Annotated in this window: 13 protein-coding genes; 4 read left to right on the forward strand and 9 right to left on the reverse strand. The window is 66.4% G+C overall.

Translation table 11 applies throughout. From position 1 onward, the window contains the following. Positions 1 to 85 precede the first annotated feature (85 nt). The gene (locus ACRQ5Q_RS34140) at positions 86 to 1,693 is read left to right on the forward strand and encodes a phytoene desaturase family protein (RefSeq protein ID WP_439370006.1); all 1,608 of its coding nucleotides are present in this window, start codon (positions 86 to 88) and stop codon (positions 1,691 to 1,693) included. A 251-nt stretch (positions 1,694 to 1,944) separates the two neighbouring features. On the opposite strand, the gene ACRQ5Q_RS34145 is transcribed toward ACRQ5Q_RS34140, so the two are convergent. Beyond that, entirely contained in the window at positions 1,945 to 2,100 is a 156-nt protein-coding gene (locus ACRQ5Q_RS34145) for a Flp family type IVb pilin (protein WP_439399924.1), read from the reverse strand. 165 nt (positions 2,101 to 2,265) lie between these two features. On the opposite strand from ACRQ5Q_RS34145, the gene ACRQ5Q_RS34150 reads away from it, so the two are divergent. Next, positions 2,266 to 3,150, forward strand: a complete 885-nt coding sequence (locus ACRQ5Q_RS34150) for a 50S ribosomal protein L11 methyltransferase (protein ID WP_439394329.1) — start codon at positions 2,266 to 2,268, stop codon at positions 3,148 to 3,150. A gap of 186 nt (positions 3,151 to 3,336) precedes the next feature. On the opposite strand, the gene ACRQ5Q_RS34155 is transcribed toward ACRQ5Q_RS34150, so the two are convergent. Next, positions 3,337 to 3,519: a hypothetical protein gene (locus tag ACRQ5Q_RS34155; RefSeq protein ID WP_439370009.1), complete on the reverse strand. Its 183-nt coding sequence runs from the start codon at positions 3,517 to 3,519 to the stop codon at positions 3,337 to 3,339. A 185-nt stretch (positions 3,520 to 3,704) separates the two neighbouring features. On the opposite strand from ACRQ5Q_RS34155, the gene ACRQ5Q_RS34160 reads away from it, so the two are divergent. Both ACRQ5Q_RS34160 and ACRQ5Q_RS34165 read left to right on the forward strand, forming a co-directional pair. Continuing rightward, a complete protein-coding gene (locus ACRQ5Q_RS34160) occupies positions 3,705 to 5,531 on the forward strand; it encodes an aminopeptidase P family protein (RefSeq protein WP_439394331.1) in 1,827 nt (608 codons plus the stop codon). A 209-nt stretch (positions 5,532 to 5,740) separates the two neighbouring features. Continuing rightward, positions 5,741 to 7,018 carry a multidrug effflux MFS transporter gene (locus ACRQ5Q_RS34165; RefSeq protein ID WP_439394333.1) on the forward strand — a complete coding sequence of 426 codons (1,278 nt, stop codon included), beginning with the start codon at positions 5,741 to 5,743 and terminating at the stop codon, positions 7,016 to 7,018. Between the two features lie 110 nt (positions 7,019 to 7,128). On the opposite strand, the gene ligA is transcribed toward ACRQ5Q_RS34165, so the two are convergent. From ligA to ACRQ5Q_RS34200, 7 genes are all read right to left on the reverse strand, one after another. Continuing rightward, positions 7,129 to 9,276: an NAD-dependent DNA ligase LigA gene (ligA, locus tag ACRQ5Q_RS34170; RefSeq protein ID WP_439394335.1), complete on the reverse strand. Its 2,148-nt coding sequence runs from the start codon at positions 9,274 to 9,276 to the stop codon at positions 7,129 to 7,131. An 81-nt stretch (positions 9,277 to 9,357) separates the two neighbouring features. Then, positions 9,358 to 11,028 (reverse strand): DNA repair protein RecN, encoded by a 1,671-nt coding sequence (gene recN / locus ACRQ5Q_RS34175; RefSeq protein WP_439394337.1) that lies wholly within the window; start codon positions 11,026 to 11,028, stop codon positions 9,358 to 9,360. Positions 11,029 to 11,044: 16 nt separating this feature from the next. Beyond that, on the reverse strand, positions 11,045 to 11,947 hold the full coding sequence (locus tag ACRQ5Q_RS34180; protein WP_439370018.1) for an outer membrane protein assembly factor BamD: 903 nt from the start codon (positions 11,945 to 11,947) through the stop codon (positions 11,045 to 11,047). Between the two features lie 243 nt (positions 11,948 to 12,190). After that, entirely contained in the window at positions 12,191 to 13,153 is a 963-nt protein-coding gene (gene lpxC / locus ACRQ5Q_RS34185; RefSeq protein ID WP_439399925.1) for a UDP-3-O-acyl-N-acetylglucosamine deacetylase, read from the reverse strand. 360 nt (positions 13,154 to 13,513) lie between these two features. Then, positions 13,514 to 15,316, reverse strand: coding sequence for a cell division protein FtsZ (gene ftsZ, locus ACRQ5Q_RS34190; RefSeq protein ID WP_439394339.1), 1,803 nt, complete (start codon positions 15,314 to 15,316; stop codon positions 13,514 to 13,516). 87 nt (positions 15,317 to 15,403) lie between these two features. Beyond that, positions 15,404 to 16,726 carry a cell division protein FtsA gene (ftsA, locus tag ACRQ5Q_RS34195; protein WP_439370022.1) on the reverse strand — a complete coding sequence of 441 codons (1,323 nt, stop codon included), beginning with the start codon at positions 16,724 to 16,726 and terminating at the stop codon, positions 15,404 to 15,406. After that, positions 16,723 to 17,745 carry a cell division protein FtsQ/DivIB gene (locus ACRQ5Q_RS34200; protein ID WP_439394341.1) on the reverse strand — a complete coding sequence of 341 codons (1,023 nt, stop codon included), beginning with the start codon at positions 17,743 to 17,745 and terminating at the stop codon, positions 16,723 to 16,725. Before ACRQ5Q_RS34200 ends, ftsA begins: the two co-directional genes overlap by 4 nt. Positions 17,746 to 17,921: the final 176 nt, after the last annotated feature.

Genomic DNA, 17,921 nt, shown 5'->3' on the forward strand with positions numbered 1-17,921 from the left:
GACGAATGCTTGATATAGAGATGTCACTCCGGGTCCGGTCGTTCCGACCCATCCCGGAATGGCCGGGGAACATTTTGAATCTTTCATGAGCGAAACCGACGTCGTCATCATCGGCGCTGGCCATAACGGCCTCACCTGCGCGGCCTATCTCGCGATCGCGGGCCTGCGCGTGCGCGTGGTCGAACGACGCAAGGTGGTCGGCGGAGCCGCGGTCACGGCGGAGTTTCACCCCGGCTTTCGCAATTCGGTCGCGGCCTACACCGTGAGCCTGCTCAATCCGCAGGTGATCGGCGACCTCAAGCTCGCCGAGCAGGGCCTGCGCGTGGTCGAGCGCCGCGCGCAGAACTTCCTGCCCGCGCCCGACGGCAGCTATCTTCTCACCGGCGAGGGGCGGACCAAAGCGTCAGTCGCGCGGCTCAGCGCGCGTGACGCGGAGGCGCTCGACGGCTTCTCGCGCGAGCTGGAAGACATCGCCGACGTGCTCAGGCAATTCGTACTGCGCGCACCGCCGAACCTGCTCGACGGCTTCGGCACGAACGCGATCCGCGAGGCCGTGAACGCATTGCAGAGCGCCAACATCCTGCGCGGCCTGACGCTGGAACAGAGCCGCAGCCTGCTCGATCTCTTCACCCGCTCGGCGGGCGAGATGCTGGACGAGCGTTTCGAGCATGATCTGGTGAAGGCGCTGTTCGGCTTTGATGCCATCGTCGGCAACTACGCCAGCCCCTACGCGGCAGGATCCGCCTATGTGATGCTGCATCACGCCTTCGGCGAGGTGAACGGCAAGAAGGGCGTCTGGGGCCACGCCATCGGCGGCATGGGCGCGATCACGCAAGCGATGGCGCGCTCCGCCAGGGATCACGGCGTCGCGATCGACACCGATGCCGGCGTGCGCGAGGTGATCGTCGAGCGCGACCGCGCGGTCGGCGTGGTGCTGGAGAACGGCGAGACGATCCGCGCGAAATATGTCGCGGCCAACGTCAATCCAAAGCTGCTGTATACGCGGCTGATCGCGGCCGATGCGCTGCCGCAGGACTTCCTCGCCCGCATCAGGCACTGGAAGAACGGCTCCGGCACCTTCCGCATGAACGTGGCGCTGGACCGCCTGCCCTCCTTCACGGCGCTACCGGGCGAGGGGGACCACCTCACCTCCGGCATCATCCTGGCGCCAAGCCTTGCCTACATGGATCGCGCCTATCTCGATGCGCGCGCGCAGGGCTGGAGCCGACAGCCTGTCGTCGAGATGCTGATCCCCTCGACGCTCGACGATACGCTGGCGCCCGCCGACAAGCATGTCGCAAGCCTGTTCTGCCAGCACGTTGCGCCGGAGCTTCCCGCTGGAAAATCCTGGGACGACCATCGCGACGAGGTCGCCGATCTCATGATCGCGACGGTGGATGCGTGCGCGCCCGGCTTTGCGGCGAGCGTGCTCGGCCGCCAGATCCTGTCCCCGCTCGACCTCGAACGGCAGTTCGGTCTGCTCGGCGGCGACATTTTCCACGGCGCGCTGACGCTGAACCAGCTGTTCTCGGCGCGGCCGATGCTGGGCCATGCCGATTATCGCGGGCCTCTCAAGGGCCTCTATCACTGCGGCTCCGGCGCCCACCCCGGCGGCGGCGTCACCGGCGCCCCCGGCCACAACGCCGCGCGCGTGATCCTGCGGGACCACCGCGCGCTGTTCGGAAGCCGGTGATAGGGCTGTGGATGGGCTGTCGAGATGTCCGTGGACAGGCAGGGAACCCGATCCGGAGATGCTGGGGAGAAGGCGGTGGATAACCGCGGGACAGCTGGGGGATGAGCCGGTGGACGATGCCCTGATAAAGGGCTGACGGGCTGTGGACACCTCCCCCAAAACGACCTCGCCCGCCGAGGGCAATTCCCCGCGCGGGCGCTTGTCTGGACATCCTCAAGAAAGTAGCCCCCTCTGGAAATCGGAGGCGGAAATTACTTCAAGGAGGTGCTAATCGAACCGAACTTGTCGTTCATCGTGCTGCCCAGGCTGTTCACCACGGTGATGATCGCCAGAGCGATACCGGCCGCGATGAGGCCGTATTCAATTGCGGTCGCACCGGATTCATCGGACCAGAACTTAAAAACCATGCGCTTCAAGATACGCCTCCAATTCAATCACAGGCTGAGTTGGTCAGCCCCAACAGCCGCAAATCTACGGGCTGCAACCTTCGGTCCAGTTAATTCCGAGCTTCAAGTTGTGCGGAAAATTGCTCGCGAAGGTTCCCAAAATTGAGCCCGATACAACCACAGAGCATGCCTTCCCCCACGCACCGCGCCAGTTTCTCGATCGGCACCGAGGCTGCCGCACGGCGCGTCGTCGATGTACTCACCGAGGTGTTTTTCGAGGGCGACGCGGCGGTCGCCGCCTTCGAACGGCCGGACGGCCAGTGGGACGTCACGCTGCATTTCGCCGAGCCGCCGGACCAGGCATGGCTGCGCGAACTTATTGCAACTTCAGCAGGAAATGAGATTGCCGGCACGCTGGTGTTCGATATTGTCGAGGCCAAGGACTGGGTCAAGGCGAGCCTGGAGGATCTGGTCCCGGTGCCGGCCGGGCGTTTCGTCGTACACGGCAGCCACGACCGCGACCGCGTCGCGCCGAACAAGCTCAAGATCGAGATCGAGGCGGCGCTCGCCTTCGGCACCGGCCACCATGGGACCACGCGCGGCTGTTTACTCCTGCTTGACCACGTCCTGAAGAGTTCCCTTCCGCGCAATTTGCTCGACCTCGGCACCGGCACCGGCGTGCTGGCCATCGCGGCGGCCAAGGCGCTGCACCGGGCGGTGCTGGCCTCCGACATCGACCCGCCTTCCGTGCGGGTGGCGGCCGAGAACGCGACGCTGAATGAAGTCGGTCACCACGTCCGGGTGATCCGCGCCACCGGCTTCGCCGCGCCGGATTTTGCCCGCGCAGGCCCGTTCGACCTGGTGCTGGCGAACATCCTCGCCAACCCGCTGCGGCAGCTGGCGAGCCCGATGGCGCGGCACCTCGCGCCCGGCGCCCGCGTCATCCTCTCCGGCCTGTTGACCCACCAGGCGCCCGCCGTGATCGCCGCCTACCGCGCGCGCGGCCTTGTGCCACTGCGGCATCTGAGGATCGAGGGGTGGAGCAGTCTGTTGCTGAGGAAGGTGGAATAAAGCGCGCCCGCGGCGCCGGTGCGCTCCCTCGCCCCGCTTGCGGGGAGAGGGAGAGTCTTCGCCGGGACGGTGAGAACTGGACTCGCGGAGAGTCCCCCTCATCCGGATCGCGCTGGACGATGCTCCGCATCGCCAAGTGCAATCCGACCTCTCACCGCAAGCGGGCCGAGGTGAACAAACAGCACCCTACTCCGCCGGCTTGTCGTCCCGGCGCGCGGCGCGCTTGCCCCGCAGGGCGCGCCTTGCGCGGCGCTCGGCAAAACGGTCGATCATCTGGCTGATGAGGCCGCGCGGCTTCTTCGGTCCCGTTGCGGCGGCCGGGGCGCGGCGCACCGGCGGCGAGATCTTCTCAAACGTGAACGCTGGCATCGTGTGTCCCCTCGCCGTTGAGATGAACCACTTGCTCGAATTTCCCTGTCATCCGGACGAAGCGCAACTGCCGCATCCTTTACTCCACTCAACCGAATGGAACATTTTCAAGCACAGTCCATGCCAGATGCGATGAAAATGCGTCTAGATTGCGGACCGATGCCCATGATCCTAGAGTGATCCGCATGTTCGAAGCGCACTTCCAGACATTCGAGGAGCCCGAGGCCGGCGTTGCGCTGACCGCGCGCCTTGCCGCACTCCGCGAAGAACTCGCCCGCCGCAAGCTGACCGGTTTCGTCATTCCACGCGCCGACCAGCAGCAGAACGAATATGTGGCGCCCTCGGAAGAGCGGCTGGCCTGGTTGACCGGCTTCACCGGCTCGGCCGGATTCGCGGTGGTGCTGACCCGCGAGGCCGCCTTGTTCGTCGATGGCCGCTACACGCTGCAGGCAGCCAAGCAGGTCGATGGCAAGGCCTGGGCGGTGGAATCGCTGATCGATCCGCCTCCGGAAAGCTGGGTGTCGGCCCATCTGAAAGCGGGCGATCGCCTCGGATTTGATCCGTGGCTGCACACTTTTTCGGCAGCCGAGCGCCTGTCCGTCGCCTGCGCCAAGGCCGGCGCCGAGCTCGTGCCGGTCGAGGGCAATCCGGTCGATGCGATCTGGCAGGACCGGCCCCAGCCCCCGCTCGCTCCCGTGGCCGTGCACAGCCTGCAGCATGCTGGCGTCACCGAAGGCGAGAAGCTGACGCAGATCAGGGCCGAGATCGCCAAGCTCGGCGCGGATGCGCTGGTGCTGTCGGACAGCCATGCCGTGGCCTGGACCTTCAACATCCGCGGCGCCGACGTCGCGCATACGCCGCTGCCGCTGTCCTACGCGCTGGTGCCCAAGGACGGCCGCCCCACCATCTTCATCGACCACCGAAAACTCTCCAACCTCTCGCGCGACCATCTCGAACAGTCCGCCGACGTGCGCGAGCCCGATGCGATGGCGCCGACGCTGATGGCGCTGGCCAAGAGCGGCGCCGCGATCGCGCTCGACAACGCCACCGCGGCCGACGCGCTGAGCCGGCTGATCGCCGGCGCCGGCGGCAAGCTGGTGCGCGGCAACGATCCGATTGCATTGCTCAAGGCGGTCAAGAACGCGACCGAGATCAAGGGCACCAAGACGGCCCATGTGCGGGACGCCGTGGCGCTGGCGCACTTCCTCGCATGGATCGATCGCGAAGCACCAAGTGGCAAGCTGACCGAGATCGACGCGGTCGAGGCGCTGGAGACCTTCCGCCGCGACACCGGCGCGCTCAAGGACGTCTCGTTCCCGACCATTTCCGGAACGGGGCCGAACGGCGCCATCGTGCACTACCGCGTCACCCGCAAGAGCAACCGGCGGATCGCGCCCGGCGATCTGCTGCTGATCGATTCCGGCGCGCAATATGAAGACGGCACCACCGACGTCACCCGCACCATGGCGATCGGCGAGCCGACTGCCGAGATGCGCGACCGCTTCACCCGCGTGCTGCGCGGCCACATCGCGATCGCGCGCGCGATCTTCCCCGACGGCACCACCGGCGCACAGCTCGACACGCTGGCGCGGCAATATCTCTGGGCCGCCGGCGTCGACTTCGAGCACGGCACCGGCCACGGCGTCGGCAGCTATCTTTCGGTGCATGAGGGGCCGGCGCGGATCTCGAAGCTCGGCACCACGCCACTGAAGCGCGGCATGATCCTCTCCAACGAGCCCGGCTACTACAAGACCGACGGTTTCGGCATCCGCATCGAGAACCTCGAGCTGGTGGTCGAAGCTGACATCAAGGGTGCCGAGAAGCCGATGAATGCGTTCGAGACGCTGACGTTGGCGCCGGTCGACCGCCGGCTGATCGATGTCGCGATGCTGAGCAGGGATGAGCTCGACTGGCTCAATGCCTACCACGCGCGCGTGAGGGCCGAGGTGCGGCCGGCGCTGGACGAGGCGACGAAGGCCTGGCTCGATCAGGCAACGGCGGAGCTGACATAGCGCATGGCACTACGCCACTAGCGCAAAGCTCCGCCGCCTTTGCCCGCGATCGTGGCCGGCTTGGCACGTTCCTTGAGCAGCTTCCCGTAAAACGACGGCTTCCGGCGCACTGTTGTTATACAGTCCCAAAATCCGAATAGCCGCATTCCGAAACGCCGGTATCCGTGTTGCGCGAGCACGCTACAGTGATTTCGACGAGACGGACATCTATGCACGGCATGATCAGCAGGCCGCCGGAGGCGGCAACGAAAAACATCGCGAGCTCGCGCGTGATGTTGCTGTTGCTCGTCTGCATGACGGGGGTTGCGCCGATCTCGCTTTACATGCTGGTTCCAGCGCTCCCCGTGCTGGCGACGAATTTCGGCCGCGATATCTCGGTCGCGCAGATGACGGTGTCGCTGTACATGGTCGGCATCGCCTGCTCGCAACTCATCATGGGCCCGCTGTCCGACAAGTTCGGGCGGCGCCCGGTGCTGCTGGCAGGGCTCGCGCTGATGGTCGCGGCAAGCATCGGCTGTGTCTTCGCCGGCAGCCTGCCGCAGTTGATCGCCGCACGTTTCTTCCAGGCGCTTGGCGGGGCTACCGGCATGGTGGTGAGCCGCGCCATCATCCGCGATCTCTACGAGCGCGAGCGCGTCGGCGCGATGATCAGCCTCGTCATCGCCGTCATGATGATCGCGCAGATGCTCTCGCCACTGACCGGCGGCCTGATCGAGACCGCGTTCGGCTGGCGCGCGATCTTCTACGCGATCACCGCAGGCTCTCTTGCGGTCGCGATCGGCATCGCGCTCGCGTTGCCGGAGACGCGCCGCGACCGTGCAGCCGGCGGCGGCTTTCGCGGCGATGTCGGCAGCCTGATCAGGAACCGCGCCTTCGTCGGCTACGTGCTGTGCCAGGTGCTCGCCTCGCAGATCATCTTCACCTTCGCCGGCGGCGGTCCGTACATCGTGGTCACGCAGATGGGCCGAACCACCGTCGAATATGGTACGTGGTTCGCCACCAGCAGCCTCGCCTTTCTCGCCGGCAATCTGCTCTGCGTGCGCTTCGCGCCGCGGCACTCGCTGGAGAAGCTGATCTGGTTCGGGCTGGCGCTGCAGCTCGGCGGCAGCATCTTGAACCTGCTCTGGAGCTTGACGGGACTGAACGCGGCCCCACCCTGGCTGTTCGGCACCCAGATGATCGTGATGGCCGGCAACGCCATCGTGATGGCAAATTCCGCGGCCGGCGCCATCAGCGTCCGCCCCGAGGCCGCCGGCACGGCGTCAGGCGCGATGGGCTTTCTGCAACAGGGCCTCGGCGCGCTGATGTCGCAATTCGGCGCCTATCTCGGCGGCCACTCGACGACGACGCTGCCGTTGACCGCCGCGGTGCTGGCGATCTCGCTACTCTGCGCCGGTGTGATGATCTTCGTCGTCCCGCGCCGCGAGGTGGTGGTGAGCGAAGAGCTGATCGAGCAGGCGGAGGAGGAAGAGACGGGGATGATGTAGAGGGGGCGGCCACCTCTCCCCGTCATTGCGAGCGTAGCGAAGCAATCCGGACTGTCACCGCGGAAAGATCCTGGATTGCTTCGCTGCGCTCGCAATGACGGAAGAAACGCTCACTCCCCGATCAGCTTCAGCCACTCGTCTTCGGTCAGCACCTTGACGCCGTGCTTGTTGGCGTCCGCGAGCTTCGAGCCGGCACCCGGGCCGGCGACGACCAGGTCGGTCTTCTTCGACACCGAGCCCGACACTTTCGCACCCAGCCGTTCCGCGGTCGCCTTCGCTTCGTCCCGCGTCATCTTCTCCAGCGAGCCCGTGAACACCACGGTCTTGCCGGCGACGGGCGAGTTGCTCTTCGGCTTCTCGGCGTCGACGATCTCGACCTCCCTGGTCAGACGCTCGACGATGCCGCGATTATGGCTTTCGCCGAAGTAATCGGCGATGCTCTTGATCACGGTGTCGCCGATCTGGTCAAGCGCATCCATATCCGCCATCGCCTCCTCGTCGCCCTTGGCGACCTTGAGGCAGGCATCGTGGAAAGCCTCCCACGAGCCGTAGCCGCGCGCCAGCGCCAGCGCCGTGGTCGCCCCGACATGGCGCATGCCGAGCGCATAGATGAAACGCTCCAGCGCGATTTTTCGCCGGCTCTCGATCGCGCCGAACAGGTTGCGCACCGAGGTCGCGCCGTAGCCCTCGATCTCCTCGAGCTTGAGTTTTGAATTGCGCTTTTCCAGCGTGAAGATGTCGGCGGGCTCCCTGACCCATCCTTCGTCGAAGAAATACTGCAGCTGCTTCTCGCCAAGGCCGTCGATGTCGAAGGCGCGCCGCGAGACGAACAGCTTGAGGTGCTCGATCTTCTGATAGGGACAGGCGAACTCGCCGGTGCAGCGTGCGCGCGAGCCCTCCTCGCCCGTCGCGGTCTCCTCGCGCGTGACATCGGTGTGCAGCGGGCAGGGGCACTTCTTCGGGAACTGGAATTCCCTGGCGTTCTTCGGCCGCTTGTCGAGGACGACGTCGACCACCTGCGGGATGACGTCGCCGGCGCGCTGGATCACGACGGTGTCGCCGATCCTGATGTCGCGGCCCTCGCGCAGCACCTCGCCCTTGTTGCCGATGCCCTTGATGTAATCCTCGTTGTGCAGCGTGACATTCTGCACGATCACGCCGCCGACACCGACCGGCTCGAGCTTGCCGACCGGCGTGAACGAGCCGGTGCGGCCGACCTGGATCTCGATGTCGCGCAGCACCGTCATGGCACGCTCGGCCGGGAATTTATGCGCGATGCCCCAGCGCGGCGTGCGCGAGACGAAGCCGAGCCGCTCCTGCCAATCGATGCGGTCGACCTTGTAGACGACGCCGTCGATGTCGTAGTCGAGCTCGGCGCGCTGCTCCTCGATCGCATGATGGAAGGCGAGCAGCTCTTCCACGGAGTGGCACAGCTTGGTCAGCGGATTGGTCTTGAAGCCGCAGCGCTCGAACCAGCCGATCATGCCGCTCTGCGTATTCTCCGGCATCGCGCTCATCTGGCCCCAGGCATAGGCGAAGAAGCCGAGGGGACGCGAAGCCGTGATGGTCGGATCCTTCTGCCGCAGCGAACCCGCTGCCGAGTTGCGCGGATTGGCGAAGGTGGTGTCGCCGGCCGCCTTCTGCCGCTCGTTGAGCGCGAGGAAGGCCTTCTTGGTCATATAGACCTCGCCGCGCACCTCGCAGATGTCGGGGACGTTGCGGCCTTTCAACTTTTGCGGCACGTCTTCGAGGGTGCGGATGTTGGCGGTGACGTCCTCGCCCACCGAACCGTCACCCCGCGTCGCCGCGGTGACGAGCTCGCCGCCCTCATAGCGTAGCGACATCGACAGGCCGTCGATCTTCGGCTCGGCGGAGAAATTGATCCTGTCGTCGTCGAGCTTCAGGAAGCGCACGATGCGGCCGACGAAGTCGCGCACGTCCTCTTCCGCAAAGGCGTTGTCGAGCGACAGCATGGGCACCGAGTGCCGCACCTTCCTGAAGCGCCCGGACGGTGCCGCGCCGACCTTCTGCGACGGCGATTCTGCGCTGACGAATTCAGGAAAGCGTTTTTCGATCGCGTTGAGGCGCTGACGCAGAGCGTCGTACTCGGCATCGGTGACGGTGGGCGCGTCCTCCTGATAGTAGCGCTCGTTGTGCCCCTCGATCTCGAGCGACAACCGCATATGCTCGACCTTGGCCTGCGCTTTGGTGAGATCGGCGACGTCGCGGAGCGGTTTCGATTTTGCTGCTCTTGCCATGGTGCTTGGATACGACGGAGCGGGTAGCATGGTAAAGGCGTCTGGGTCCGGCGCGCGCTGCGCTCGTCCGGGAGACGAAGCCTAACTCGCCGCCTTCAGCAACCTCTCCGCGGCCGCCCTCGCCTCGGCGGTGATCTCGGCGCCGGCGAGCATGCGGGCGATCTCCTCGCGGCGATGGTCGGCGGCGAGCGCATTGACGCGGGTGGCGACGCGCTTGCCCTTGTCGAGGGCGTCCTTGGAGATGAGCAGGTGCTGGTCGGCCCGGGCGGCAACCTGCGGGGCGTGGGTCACGGCCATCACCTGCACCTTGCCGGCAAGCCGCGCCAGGCGCCCGCCGATGGCGTCCGCAACCGCGCCGCCCACACCGGTATCGATCTCGTCGAACACCAGTGTCGGTGCCGAGCCGCGGTCGGACAGCACGACCTTGAGCGCCAGCAGGAAGCGCGACAGCTCGCCGCCGGAGGCGACCTTCATCATCGGACCCGGCTTGGTGCCGGGATTGGTCTGCACCCAGAACTCGACGCGGTCGAAGCCCTGCGGGCCCGGCGCGGCCTCGTCGGTCGTGACCTGGGTCATGAATCTGGCGCGCTCGAGCTTGAGTGGGGCGAGCTCGGCGTTCACGGCCTTGTTGAGCTTTTCAGCCGATTTCTGCCGCGCCAGCGACAGCTTGTTGGCGGCGGCGGCATAGCGGCTGTCGGCCTCGATCGCGGCCTGCTCCAGCTTCTTCAGCTGCGAGGCGCCGGCGTCGATCAGCACGACGTCGGCCGCGTATTTGGCGGCAAGCGCCGCGAGCTGGTCGACCGGGGTCGAATATTTGCGCGAGGCGGCGCGCAGCGCGAACAGCCGCTCCTCGATGCGTTCGAGCTCGGCCGGGTCGAAATCGGTCGCGGCCAGCGCGGCCAGCAGGTGCTGGTCGGCTTCCTCCAGCGCGTTGATCGCGGCGTCGATCGCCTTCACCGCGGGCTCGACCAGCGCCGGCGAATTGACGCCGCGGCGCTCCAGCCGGCGCACCGCCGCGGAGAGCGCTGCGACCGGTGAATGGTTGCCGCCGACCGCCTCCTGCGCCTCGCGCAGATCGGAGGCGATTTTCTCGCCCTGCATCATCGCGGTGCGGCGGTGGGCCAGCGAGGTCTCCTCGCCCTCCCTCGGCGCGAGCTGCTTCAGCTCGTCGGAGGCGTGGCGCAGATAATCGGCCTCGCGCGCGGCGCGCTCCATGCCGGCGCGGTGCTCTTCCAGCGCGGTGTTGGCGGTACGGCGGGCGTCCCACAGCTCTTCGACGGCCGTGACGTCCTTCTCGAGGCCCGCGAAGGCATCGAGCAGGCGGCGGTGCGTGGCGGCATCGACCAGCGCGCGCTCGTCATGCTGGCCGTGGATCTCGACCAGCGCGGCGCCGACCGCCTTCAGCGTCTGCACGCTGATCGACTGGTCATTGATGAAGGCGCGGGTGCGGCCGTCGGCGAGCTGGACCCGGCGCAGAATCATCTCGCCGGTGTCGTCGAGACCGTTCTCGGCCAGGATCTTCGTCGCGGGGTGATTCTTCGGGATATCGAACACGGCGGTGACCTGCCCCTGCTCCGCGCCGTGGCGCACGAGGCCGGCGTCGCCGCGGCCGCCGAGCGCCAGCGCAAAGGCATCGAGCAGGATGGATTTGCCCGCCCCGGTCTCGCCGGTCAAAACCGCAAGGCCGGTGGCGAATTCGATATCGAGCCGTTCGATCAGGACGATGTCACGGATCGACAGACGCGCCAGCATGGAACCCCAAAATTTCCTAGCCGAGGCCCATCTTCTTGAAGGTCTTGCTGATCCAGGACCCCTGATTCTCGCTCGGCTCGAGACCACCCGATTTTACAAGATTATAGGCGTCCTTGTACCAGCGGCTGTCAGGAAAATTGTGGCCGAGCACGGCGGCCGCGGTCTGTGCCTCGCCGACGATGCCGATCGCCATATAGGCTTCGGTCAGCCGGTAGAGCGCCTCCTCGACATGGCGCGTGGTCTGGTACTGGGTGACGACGGCCTTGTAGCGGTTGATCGCGGCGGTGTAGTCGCGCTTCTGCGCGTAGTAGCGGCCGACGTTCATTTCCTTGCCGGCGAGCTGGTCGCGGGCGCCCTCGATCTTGGCCTTGGCCGAGGTCGCATATTCGGACGTCGGATATTTGCGCACCACCTCTTCCAGCGAGGCGATCGCCTTCTCGGTGCGGGACTGGTCGCGGCTGATGTCCGGGATCTGATCGTAGTGCGAGGCGGCAATCAGGTACTGCGCATAGGCCGCATCCGGGCTACCGGGATGCAGCGTGACGTAGCGGGTGGCAGCGCCGATGCAGCCGTCATAGTCGCCGCCCTGGTAGGCGGCGTAGGCCGACATCAGCAGCGATTTGCGGGCCCAGTCGGAATAAGGATGCTGGCGGTCGACCTCCTCGAACTTCTTGTTCGCCGCCTTCATGTCCTTCTTCTCGTTCATGAGGTACAGGCCCTCATTGTAGAGCTTGTCGGCAGGCTCCTCGACGAAGGTGTCGTCCTTGGCGGTGAACTTGTCCCAGAGCTCGCCGGTGCCGCAGCCGGCCAGCGGCAGCGCGAGCAGGAGGAAGCTGGCGGCCTGGAGCAGCCCACGGGCCGCGATCGAGGCCTTAGGCGAAATCCAAAGAGGTCCGCGCCTCATACGCTGTGCCGACATGAGTTTTGCCCTGACGCCCTGTGATGCGGTGCCCGCCAGCCCATGAACCCGTCATGAGCGCGAAATGGTGCCGTGGTGCCTGCCACGCGACCACGCCGATATATCCAAAAACGATCCCTAACCAACCGGATAGGCAGGCATTTCGCCCGGATTAAGGCGAACGTGCCGCGATGCTAGCCGATCATGGTTACCAGGAGTTTCCCGGGGCAAGTCGCCGTCAAAGGCCAGCGACAGCAGATCCCTTCAGGACACGTCCGGCCCGTAGGCGGCCGCAATCCGGCCGCCGACAATGCCGCGACCGACCTCGCCCACCGGACGGGTGCTGCGACGCACCGCCTCACCCACGACCACACGCCAGGCAGTACGGTCGGCAAGCAGCGCGGTCAGGACGGCGTGGTTAAGCTTGTGGCCGCCGCGGACCGAACGGTAGGCGCCGAGCAGCGGCAGCCCGGCCAGCGCGAGGTCGCCGATCACGTCCAGCACCTTGTGACGGGCACATTCGTCGGCGTAGCGCAGGCCCTCGGTGTTGAGCAGCCGCTCCTCGTCGAACACGACGGTGTTGTCGAAGGAAGCGCCGAGGGCATAGCCCGCGCTCCAGAGCCGGGCCACATCGCACATCAGGCCGAAGGTCCGGGCACGGCCGATTTCGCGGCGGAAGCGCTCCGGATTGAGGTCGAGGGCGTAGCTTTGCTGACCAATGACGGGATTGGTGAAGTCGATCTCGATCTCGGCGCGGAACCCGTTGGCATAGGGCCGGATTTCGCCGAAGGAGTCGCCGATCTTGACCGAGACCGGCTTCAAGACCTGGATGAAGCGGCGCTGTGCGGACTGGGTGACGATGCCGGCCTGGTCGATGGCGGCAATGAACGCTGCGGCGCTGCCGTCCATGATCGGTACTTCGGGCCCGTCGAGCTCGATCGTGGCGTTGTCCACACCCATGCCCCGCAGTGCAGCAAGCACATGCTCGGCGGTGGAAACCAGCGGGCCGTTACGATCGCCGAGGACGGTGGCAAGGTCGGTCGCGATCACCTGCTCGGCGGTCGCCTGAACTTCGCGGTCGCTTCCCTCGAGGCCGGTACGGACAAAAACAAAACCCGCATCAATCGGTGCAGGCCCAAGTGTGAGAGTGACGGGAAGACCGGAGTGAACGCCGACGCCGGCCACGGTGGCTTGCGCACGAAGCGTTGTTTGCCGGCTAAATTTCATCAAGAACCCGCCCCACTACGACCCGTTGCGACTTATACTCGACCCGACCGATCGGTTGAGACCGTCGTGCGAATCCGTATCCCCAAGTCACGGCAAACCATAGTTGCTGCCTGAAACAGCGCCAACTCACGGTTTTTTACCGATTGTTACCCCAAACCTGCCGTATTCGCGCCAAGGCTTAACCAAATTGCCCCGGGGTTTTGGGCCGCTGCCGGCGGTTTTAGTGAATCACCAAATAGGTAATTAATGATTTAAAATCAGTTGCTTGGCTGAGAAATCCGTGTGCTCCCGGGAGAAAAGGAAAGGTCCCGGCAAGCGTGTCGCCGGGACCTTTTTTCGTCTGCCTTGTTGTAACAATCCTCAGGTCGCCTGCCGCCGCAGGAAGGCCGGGATGTCAAGATGGTCGTCACCCTGTGGCGCCGGTGCAACAGGTGCGGGGCGGCCATGCATGTCGAGGCCCTGAGGCGCGGGACGGCGGGCATACTCCGATACCGGCTCGCTGGCCGCGATCTGCTGCGCCACGGTCTTCTGCGGCCGGCGCTCGGGCAGTGGCGGCATGGCCGGGCTGGCGGTGCGGGCGGCCACCGGCGGCTCGCTCTCCTCCTCGCGGCGGCCAAGGCCGACATTGGCGAGGCGCTGCAGCAGCGACAGGCGGGTCTTCTGCGGGGCCTCTTCCTCCACCTCGCCGCGGGCCTGGCGAATCTCGGCCTGGGCGGGCATCGGCAGCTCCTCGATTCGCGGCATCCTGGGCGCACGGACCGGCGGGCGCTCAGCCTGTGGCGGGATGAAGTTTTCCGGCGTCATGGGCTCCTGCATTGCGACGGCACCCATATCAGGCTCCGGGAACAGGGTCGGCTTCTGCGCGATCGGCCGCACGGTGACGTCGCCATAGGTCTGCGGCGCGGGCGCCTGAGGGACTTCGGCAACGGCGGCCGCGATGGCGGCGAGCGCCGCGCGCTCGACGTTCGGCCGCGGCGCGACCGGAGCGGCCGCAACCGGCGCTGGCGCGCCAGCCGGGATCTGGGCTTCCAGCTTCTGGGCGCGCTCGGCCAGGCGCTGGTTGTCGGCGCGCAGGCGCGCGGTGAGGTCCGCCAGACGGCTTTCGGCAGCGGCGGCTGGAGCTGCAGGAGCCTGCTGCACCTGGGGCGCGGCGTTCGCGACCGGCGCGGAGGTCGCCTGGCTGTTGCGGGCGATCGCGGCCTGCTCGATGCCGGTGGCGACGACCGAGACGCGGATCAGGCCATCGAGGGCTTCGTCGAAGGTGGCGCCGACGATGATGTTGGCGTCCTGGTCGACTTCCTCGCGGATGCGGGTCGCAGCCTCGTCGACCTCGAACAGGGTGAGGTCCTTGCCGCCGGTGATGGAGATGAGGAGGCCCTTGGCGCCCTTCATCGACGAGTCGTCGATCAGCGGGTTGGCGATTGCAGCTTCCGCGGCGGTCAGCGCGCGCTTGTCGCCGGAGGCCTCGCCAGTGCCCATCATCGCCTTGCCCATCTCGCGCATGACGGCGCGGACGTCGGCGAAGTCGAGGTTGATCAGGCCTTCCTTGACCATCAGGTCGGTGATGCAGGCGACGCCCGAATAAAGCACCTGGTCGGCCATCGCGAAGGCATCGGCGAAAGTGGTCTTCTCGTTGGCGACCCGGAACAGGTTCTGGTTCGGGATGATCAGGAGCGTATCGACCACCTTGTGCAGCTCGGCGATGCCGGCTTCAGCGGTGCGCATGCGGCGGCCGCCTTCGAAGTGGAACGGCTTGGTCACGACGCCGACGGTGAGGATGCCCATGTCGCGCGCGGTCTTGGCGATGACCGGGGCAGCGCCGGTGCCGGTGCCGCCGCCCATGCCGGCGGTGACGAACACCATGTTGGCGCCCGAGAGATGGTCGCGCAGTTCGTCGATCACCTCTTCTGCCGCCGCGGCGCCGACGTTCGGCTGCGAACCTGCGCCCAACCCTTGCGTGACCGCCGTGCCCATCTGCACGATGCGCTGTGCCTTCGACATCGTCAGCGCCTGTGCGTCGGTGTTGGCGACCACGAAGTCGACGCCCTGAAGGCCCGCCGTGATCATGTTGTTGACGGCGTTGCCGCCGGCGCCGCCGACGCCGAACACGGTGATCCGGGGCTTCAGTTCGTGAATATCAGGAACGTTGATGCTGATGGTCATGGTTGCCTCTCGATCACGCGCGTGTGGGTTCGCCCCGGCCGGCGGCCGCGGGAGTTGGTGAAAATGGGAAATTGCGGAAAGGAGTCATCAAAAGCCCTCGCGTAGCCATCGTCCAACCCTTCCGAAATAACCGCCGGTCCCTGTTCTGATCTGCTGCCGCGTATGCCGCGGTTCGACATGTTCCTGGTGAACATATTGCGGGTAGACGAGCAGTCCGGTCGGCACCGCGAACGCGGCGTTCTTCGCCTCGTTGGGCAGCCGGCCGAAACCGAGGGGACGTCCAACCCGCACGGGCCGGCCGAGAATTTGCGTTCCGAGTTCGACGAGACCGGTCAGTTGCGAGGCGCCGCCCGACAGCACGACGCGGCCGTTGGGCTCTGACGCGAAGGGCGAATCCTTCAGCCGGTCCCGGACCATTTCGAAGATTTCCTCGGCACGGTGCTTGACGATGTTGGCGATAGTGGCGCGGGAGACGATCTGCGGCAGATCCTGCTCGTCACCGGCTGTCGGTACAGACATCAGCTCACGCGAGTCCGATCCGCCGGTGATGACCGTCCCGTATAAAGTCTTGATTCGCTCGGCGTCGGCAATGGTCGCCGAGAGTCCGCGCGCGAGATCCATCGTGATGTGTTGCCCGCCGACCGCAAAACCCGCCGCATGCACGAAGCGGCCGCCGGAATAGACCGCGATCGTCGTGGTGCCCGCGCCCATCTCGACGACGGCCGCGCCGAGATCGGCCTCGTCGTCGGTCAGCACCGACAAGCCGGCGACATAGGAGCTCGCCGCCATGGCTTCGACATTGATGTGGCAGCGCTCCACCGCGAGCATCAGGTTCCGCGCCACGGTGGCGTCGCAGGTGACGACGTTCATGTCGACGCCGAACTGGTGCGCAACCATGCCGCGGGGATCGCGGATGCCCTTGACGCCGTCGAGCGTGTAGCCGACCGGCAGCGCGTGCAGCACGGTGCGGCCTTCGCCGGTGGCGTGGCGCATGCCGGTGGAGGTGACGCGGCTGACGTCGGCCGGCGTCACGGCGCCGCCGCGGATGTCGGCGGCGGCTTCGACCAGCTGGCCGGAGAGCCGGCCGCCCGACACCGAGAGCAGCACGGACTCGACCCGCACCTTGGCCATCTTCTCCGCCAGCGCGACGGCCTGGCGCACCGCCTGCTCGCATTCACCGAGATCGATCACCGCGCCGGCCTTCATGCCGCGCGCCTGGATCTGGCTGTAGCCGATCAGCTCCACCGCGTGGGTGCGGCCGCGCAAGGCTTCGCTCGGCGCCGACGGCTTCAGCCGCGCGATCATGCAGGCGATCTTGCTGGTGCCGATATCAAGACAGGCGACGAGGCCGCCGCGCTTGTGCGGCATCGGGCGCGTCTTGGGGGTCTGGGTGCGATCGAGACCGGTCATGCGGCGTCCCCGGCCTTCTTTTTCTTCTTGTCCTTGAACTGCTCTTCGCGCGCCTTGGCGGCGTCGTCGGACAGCTGCACCACCAGCCGATCGGGCAGGCGCATGTCGACGGCGACGATGTCGCGGGAGAACAGCTTGTCTTCCTTGTCGAGCCTGGACAGCATCGCAAGCGCGTTGCCGACGTCCTGCTCGGGCAGGCGAATGTCGAGGCCGTCCTTCAGCCTCAGGTTCCAGCGCCGCTCGCCGACATAGACGGCGGCCTTGGTCACCGCATTGACCTGCGGATAGCGCGCCAGGAGCGCCAGGAAATCGCGGGCCTGGGTGTCGGCGCCCTTGCCGACCACGAGCGGCAGCGACAGGAAGCGGCGCGAGACGTAGGGCTCGAGCACAGCGCCGTCGGCGGCGATGACGGAGAGGCGGCCCGCCTCCTGCCACAGCGCGAAGGCCTGGCGCTCGGTGATGTCGATCATCAGCCGGCCCGGATAGAGCTTCAGCACGGTCGCATCCGCGATCCAGGGATTGGCCTTGAGCTTCTCGCGCACGACGTCGGCGTCGAGGAACAGCAGCGAGGAGCGGCCGCTGACGCCGCCGATCGCGAGGATCTCGTCCTGGGTGAGCTGCTTGCGGCCGTTGATCACCACGGAGGTGATGCGGAAGCCGGCGGAATTGGCCATGGCGTTGCGGGCATCGCTGACCGCGGTGAGGAAATCCTGGAGATGGCCGCCCTTGACGATGCCGAGGCCGCAGCTTCCGAGCAGCAGCAGCACGGTCATGGTGATTCCGACCCGGCGCGGCGCATAGCGCTCGACCAGCGCGACCACGCGCGGCGGCGGCTCGCGCTCGACGACGGCTTTGGCCCTGGCTTTGGTCCTGATCCTGGCGGCCGCGCGCTTCTCCTCGCGCTTCTCTTGCACCCACTCGCGCAGAAGCACGACCGCTCCGATAGCGGCCGCCTTGAGGTCAGCTTGGGGCCTCAGCGATCTGAAAAGCGACCGGGTGAGGCTTCCTGCTCCATCCATTGCACGAGCTCGTCAACAGTTTGCCCGCGACATTGCGCGGATCCTGGCGAACATGACGTCTCGGTGCCGGGCCGGGTGCTGGTCTTCAGCAGAAGAAGCCTCCCCCCTTCAAAGCGTTCGCTCGGAGGTGACATCACCCGCCACAGCTCACGCGCCGGCAGCCAAAGCGCCATATG

The organism is Bradyrhizobium sp. PMVTL-01 (genome assembly GCF_051861855.1).
Classification (GTDB): domain Bacteria; phylum Pseudomonadota; class Alphaproteobacteria; order Rhizobiales; family Xanthobacteraceae; genus Bradyrhizobium.

Bases quoted from the DNA above. Each gene is read 5' to 3' on its own strand.
- ACRQ5Q_RS34140 (WP_439370006.1), top strand. From the start codon at position 86: ATGAGCGAAACCGACGTCGTCATCATCGGCGCTGGCCATAACGGCCTC.
- ACRQ5Q_RS34145 (WP_439399924.1), bottom strand. From the start codon at position 2,100: ATGGTTTTTAAGTTCTGGTCCGATGAATCCGGTGCGACCGCAATTGAA.
- ACRQ5Q_RS34150 (WP_439394329.1), top strand. From the start codon at position 2,266: ATGCCTTCCCCCACGCACCGCGCCAGTTTCTCGATCGGCACCGAGGCT.
- ACRQ5Q_RS34155 (WP_439370009.1), bottom strand. From the start codon at position 3,519: ATGCCAGCGTTCACGTTTGAGAAGATCTCGCCGCCGGTGCGCCGCGCC.
- ACRQ5Q_RS34160 (WP_439394331.1), top strand. From the start codon at position 3,705: ATGTTCGAAGCGCACTTCCAGACATTCGAGGAGCCCGAGGCCGGCGTT.
- ACRQ5Q_RS34165 (WP_439394333.1), top strand. From the start codon at position 5,741: ATGCACGGCATGATCAGCAGGCCGCCGGAGGCGGCAACGAAAAACATC.
- ligA (WP_439394335.1), bottom strand. From the start codon at position 9,276: ATGGCAAGAGCAGCAAAATCGAAACCGCTCCGCGACGTCGCCGATCTC.
- recN (WP_439394337.1), bottom strand. From the start codon at position 11,028: ATGCTGGCGCGTCTGTCGATCCGTGACATCGTCCTGATCGAACGGCTC.
- ACRQ5Q_RS34180 (WP_439370018.1), bottom strand. From the start codon at position 11,947: ATGTCGGCACAGCGTATGAGGCGCGGACCTCTTTGGATTTCGCCTAAG.
- lpxC (WP_439399925.1), bottom strand. From the start codon at position 13,153: ATGAAATTTAGCCGGCAAACAACGCTTCGTGCGCAAGCCACCGTGGCC.
- ftsZ (WP_439394339.1), bottom strand. From the start codon at position 15,316: ATGACCATCAGCATCAACGTTCCTGATATTCACGAACTGAAGCCCCGG.
- ftsA (WP_439370022.1), bottom strand. From the start codon at position 16,726: ATGACCGGTCTCGATCGCACCCAGACCCCCAAGACGCGCCCGATGCCG.
- ACRQ5Q_RS34200 (WP_439394341.1), bottom strand. From the start codon at position 17,745: ATGGATGGAGCAGGAAGCCTCACCCGGTCGCTTTTCAGATCGCTGAGG.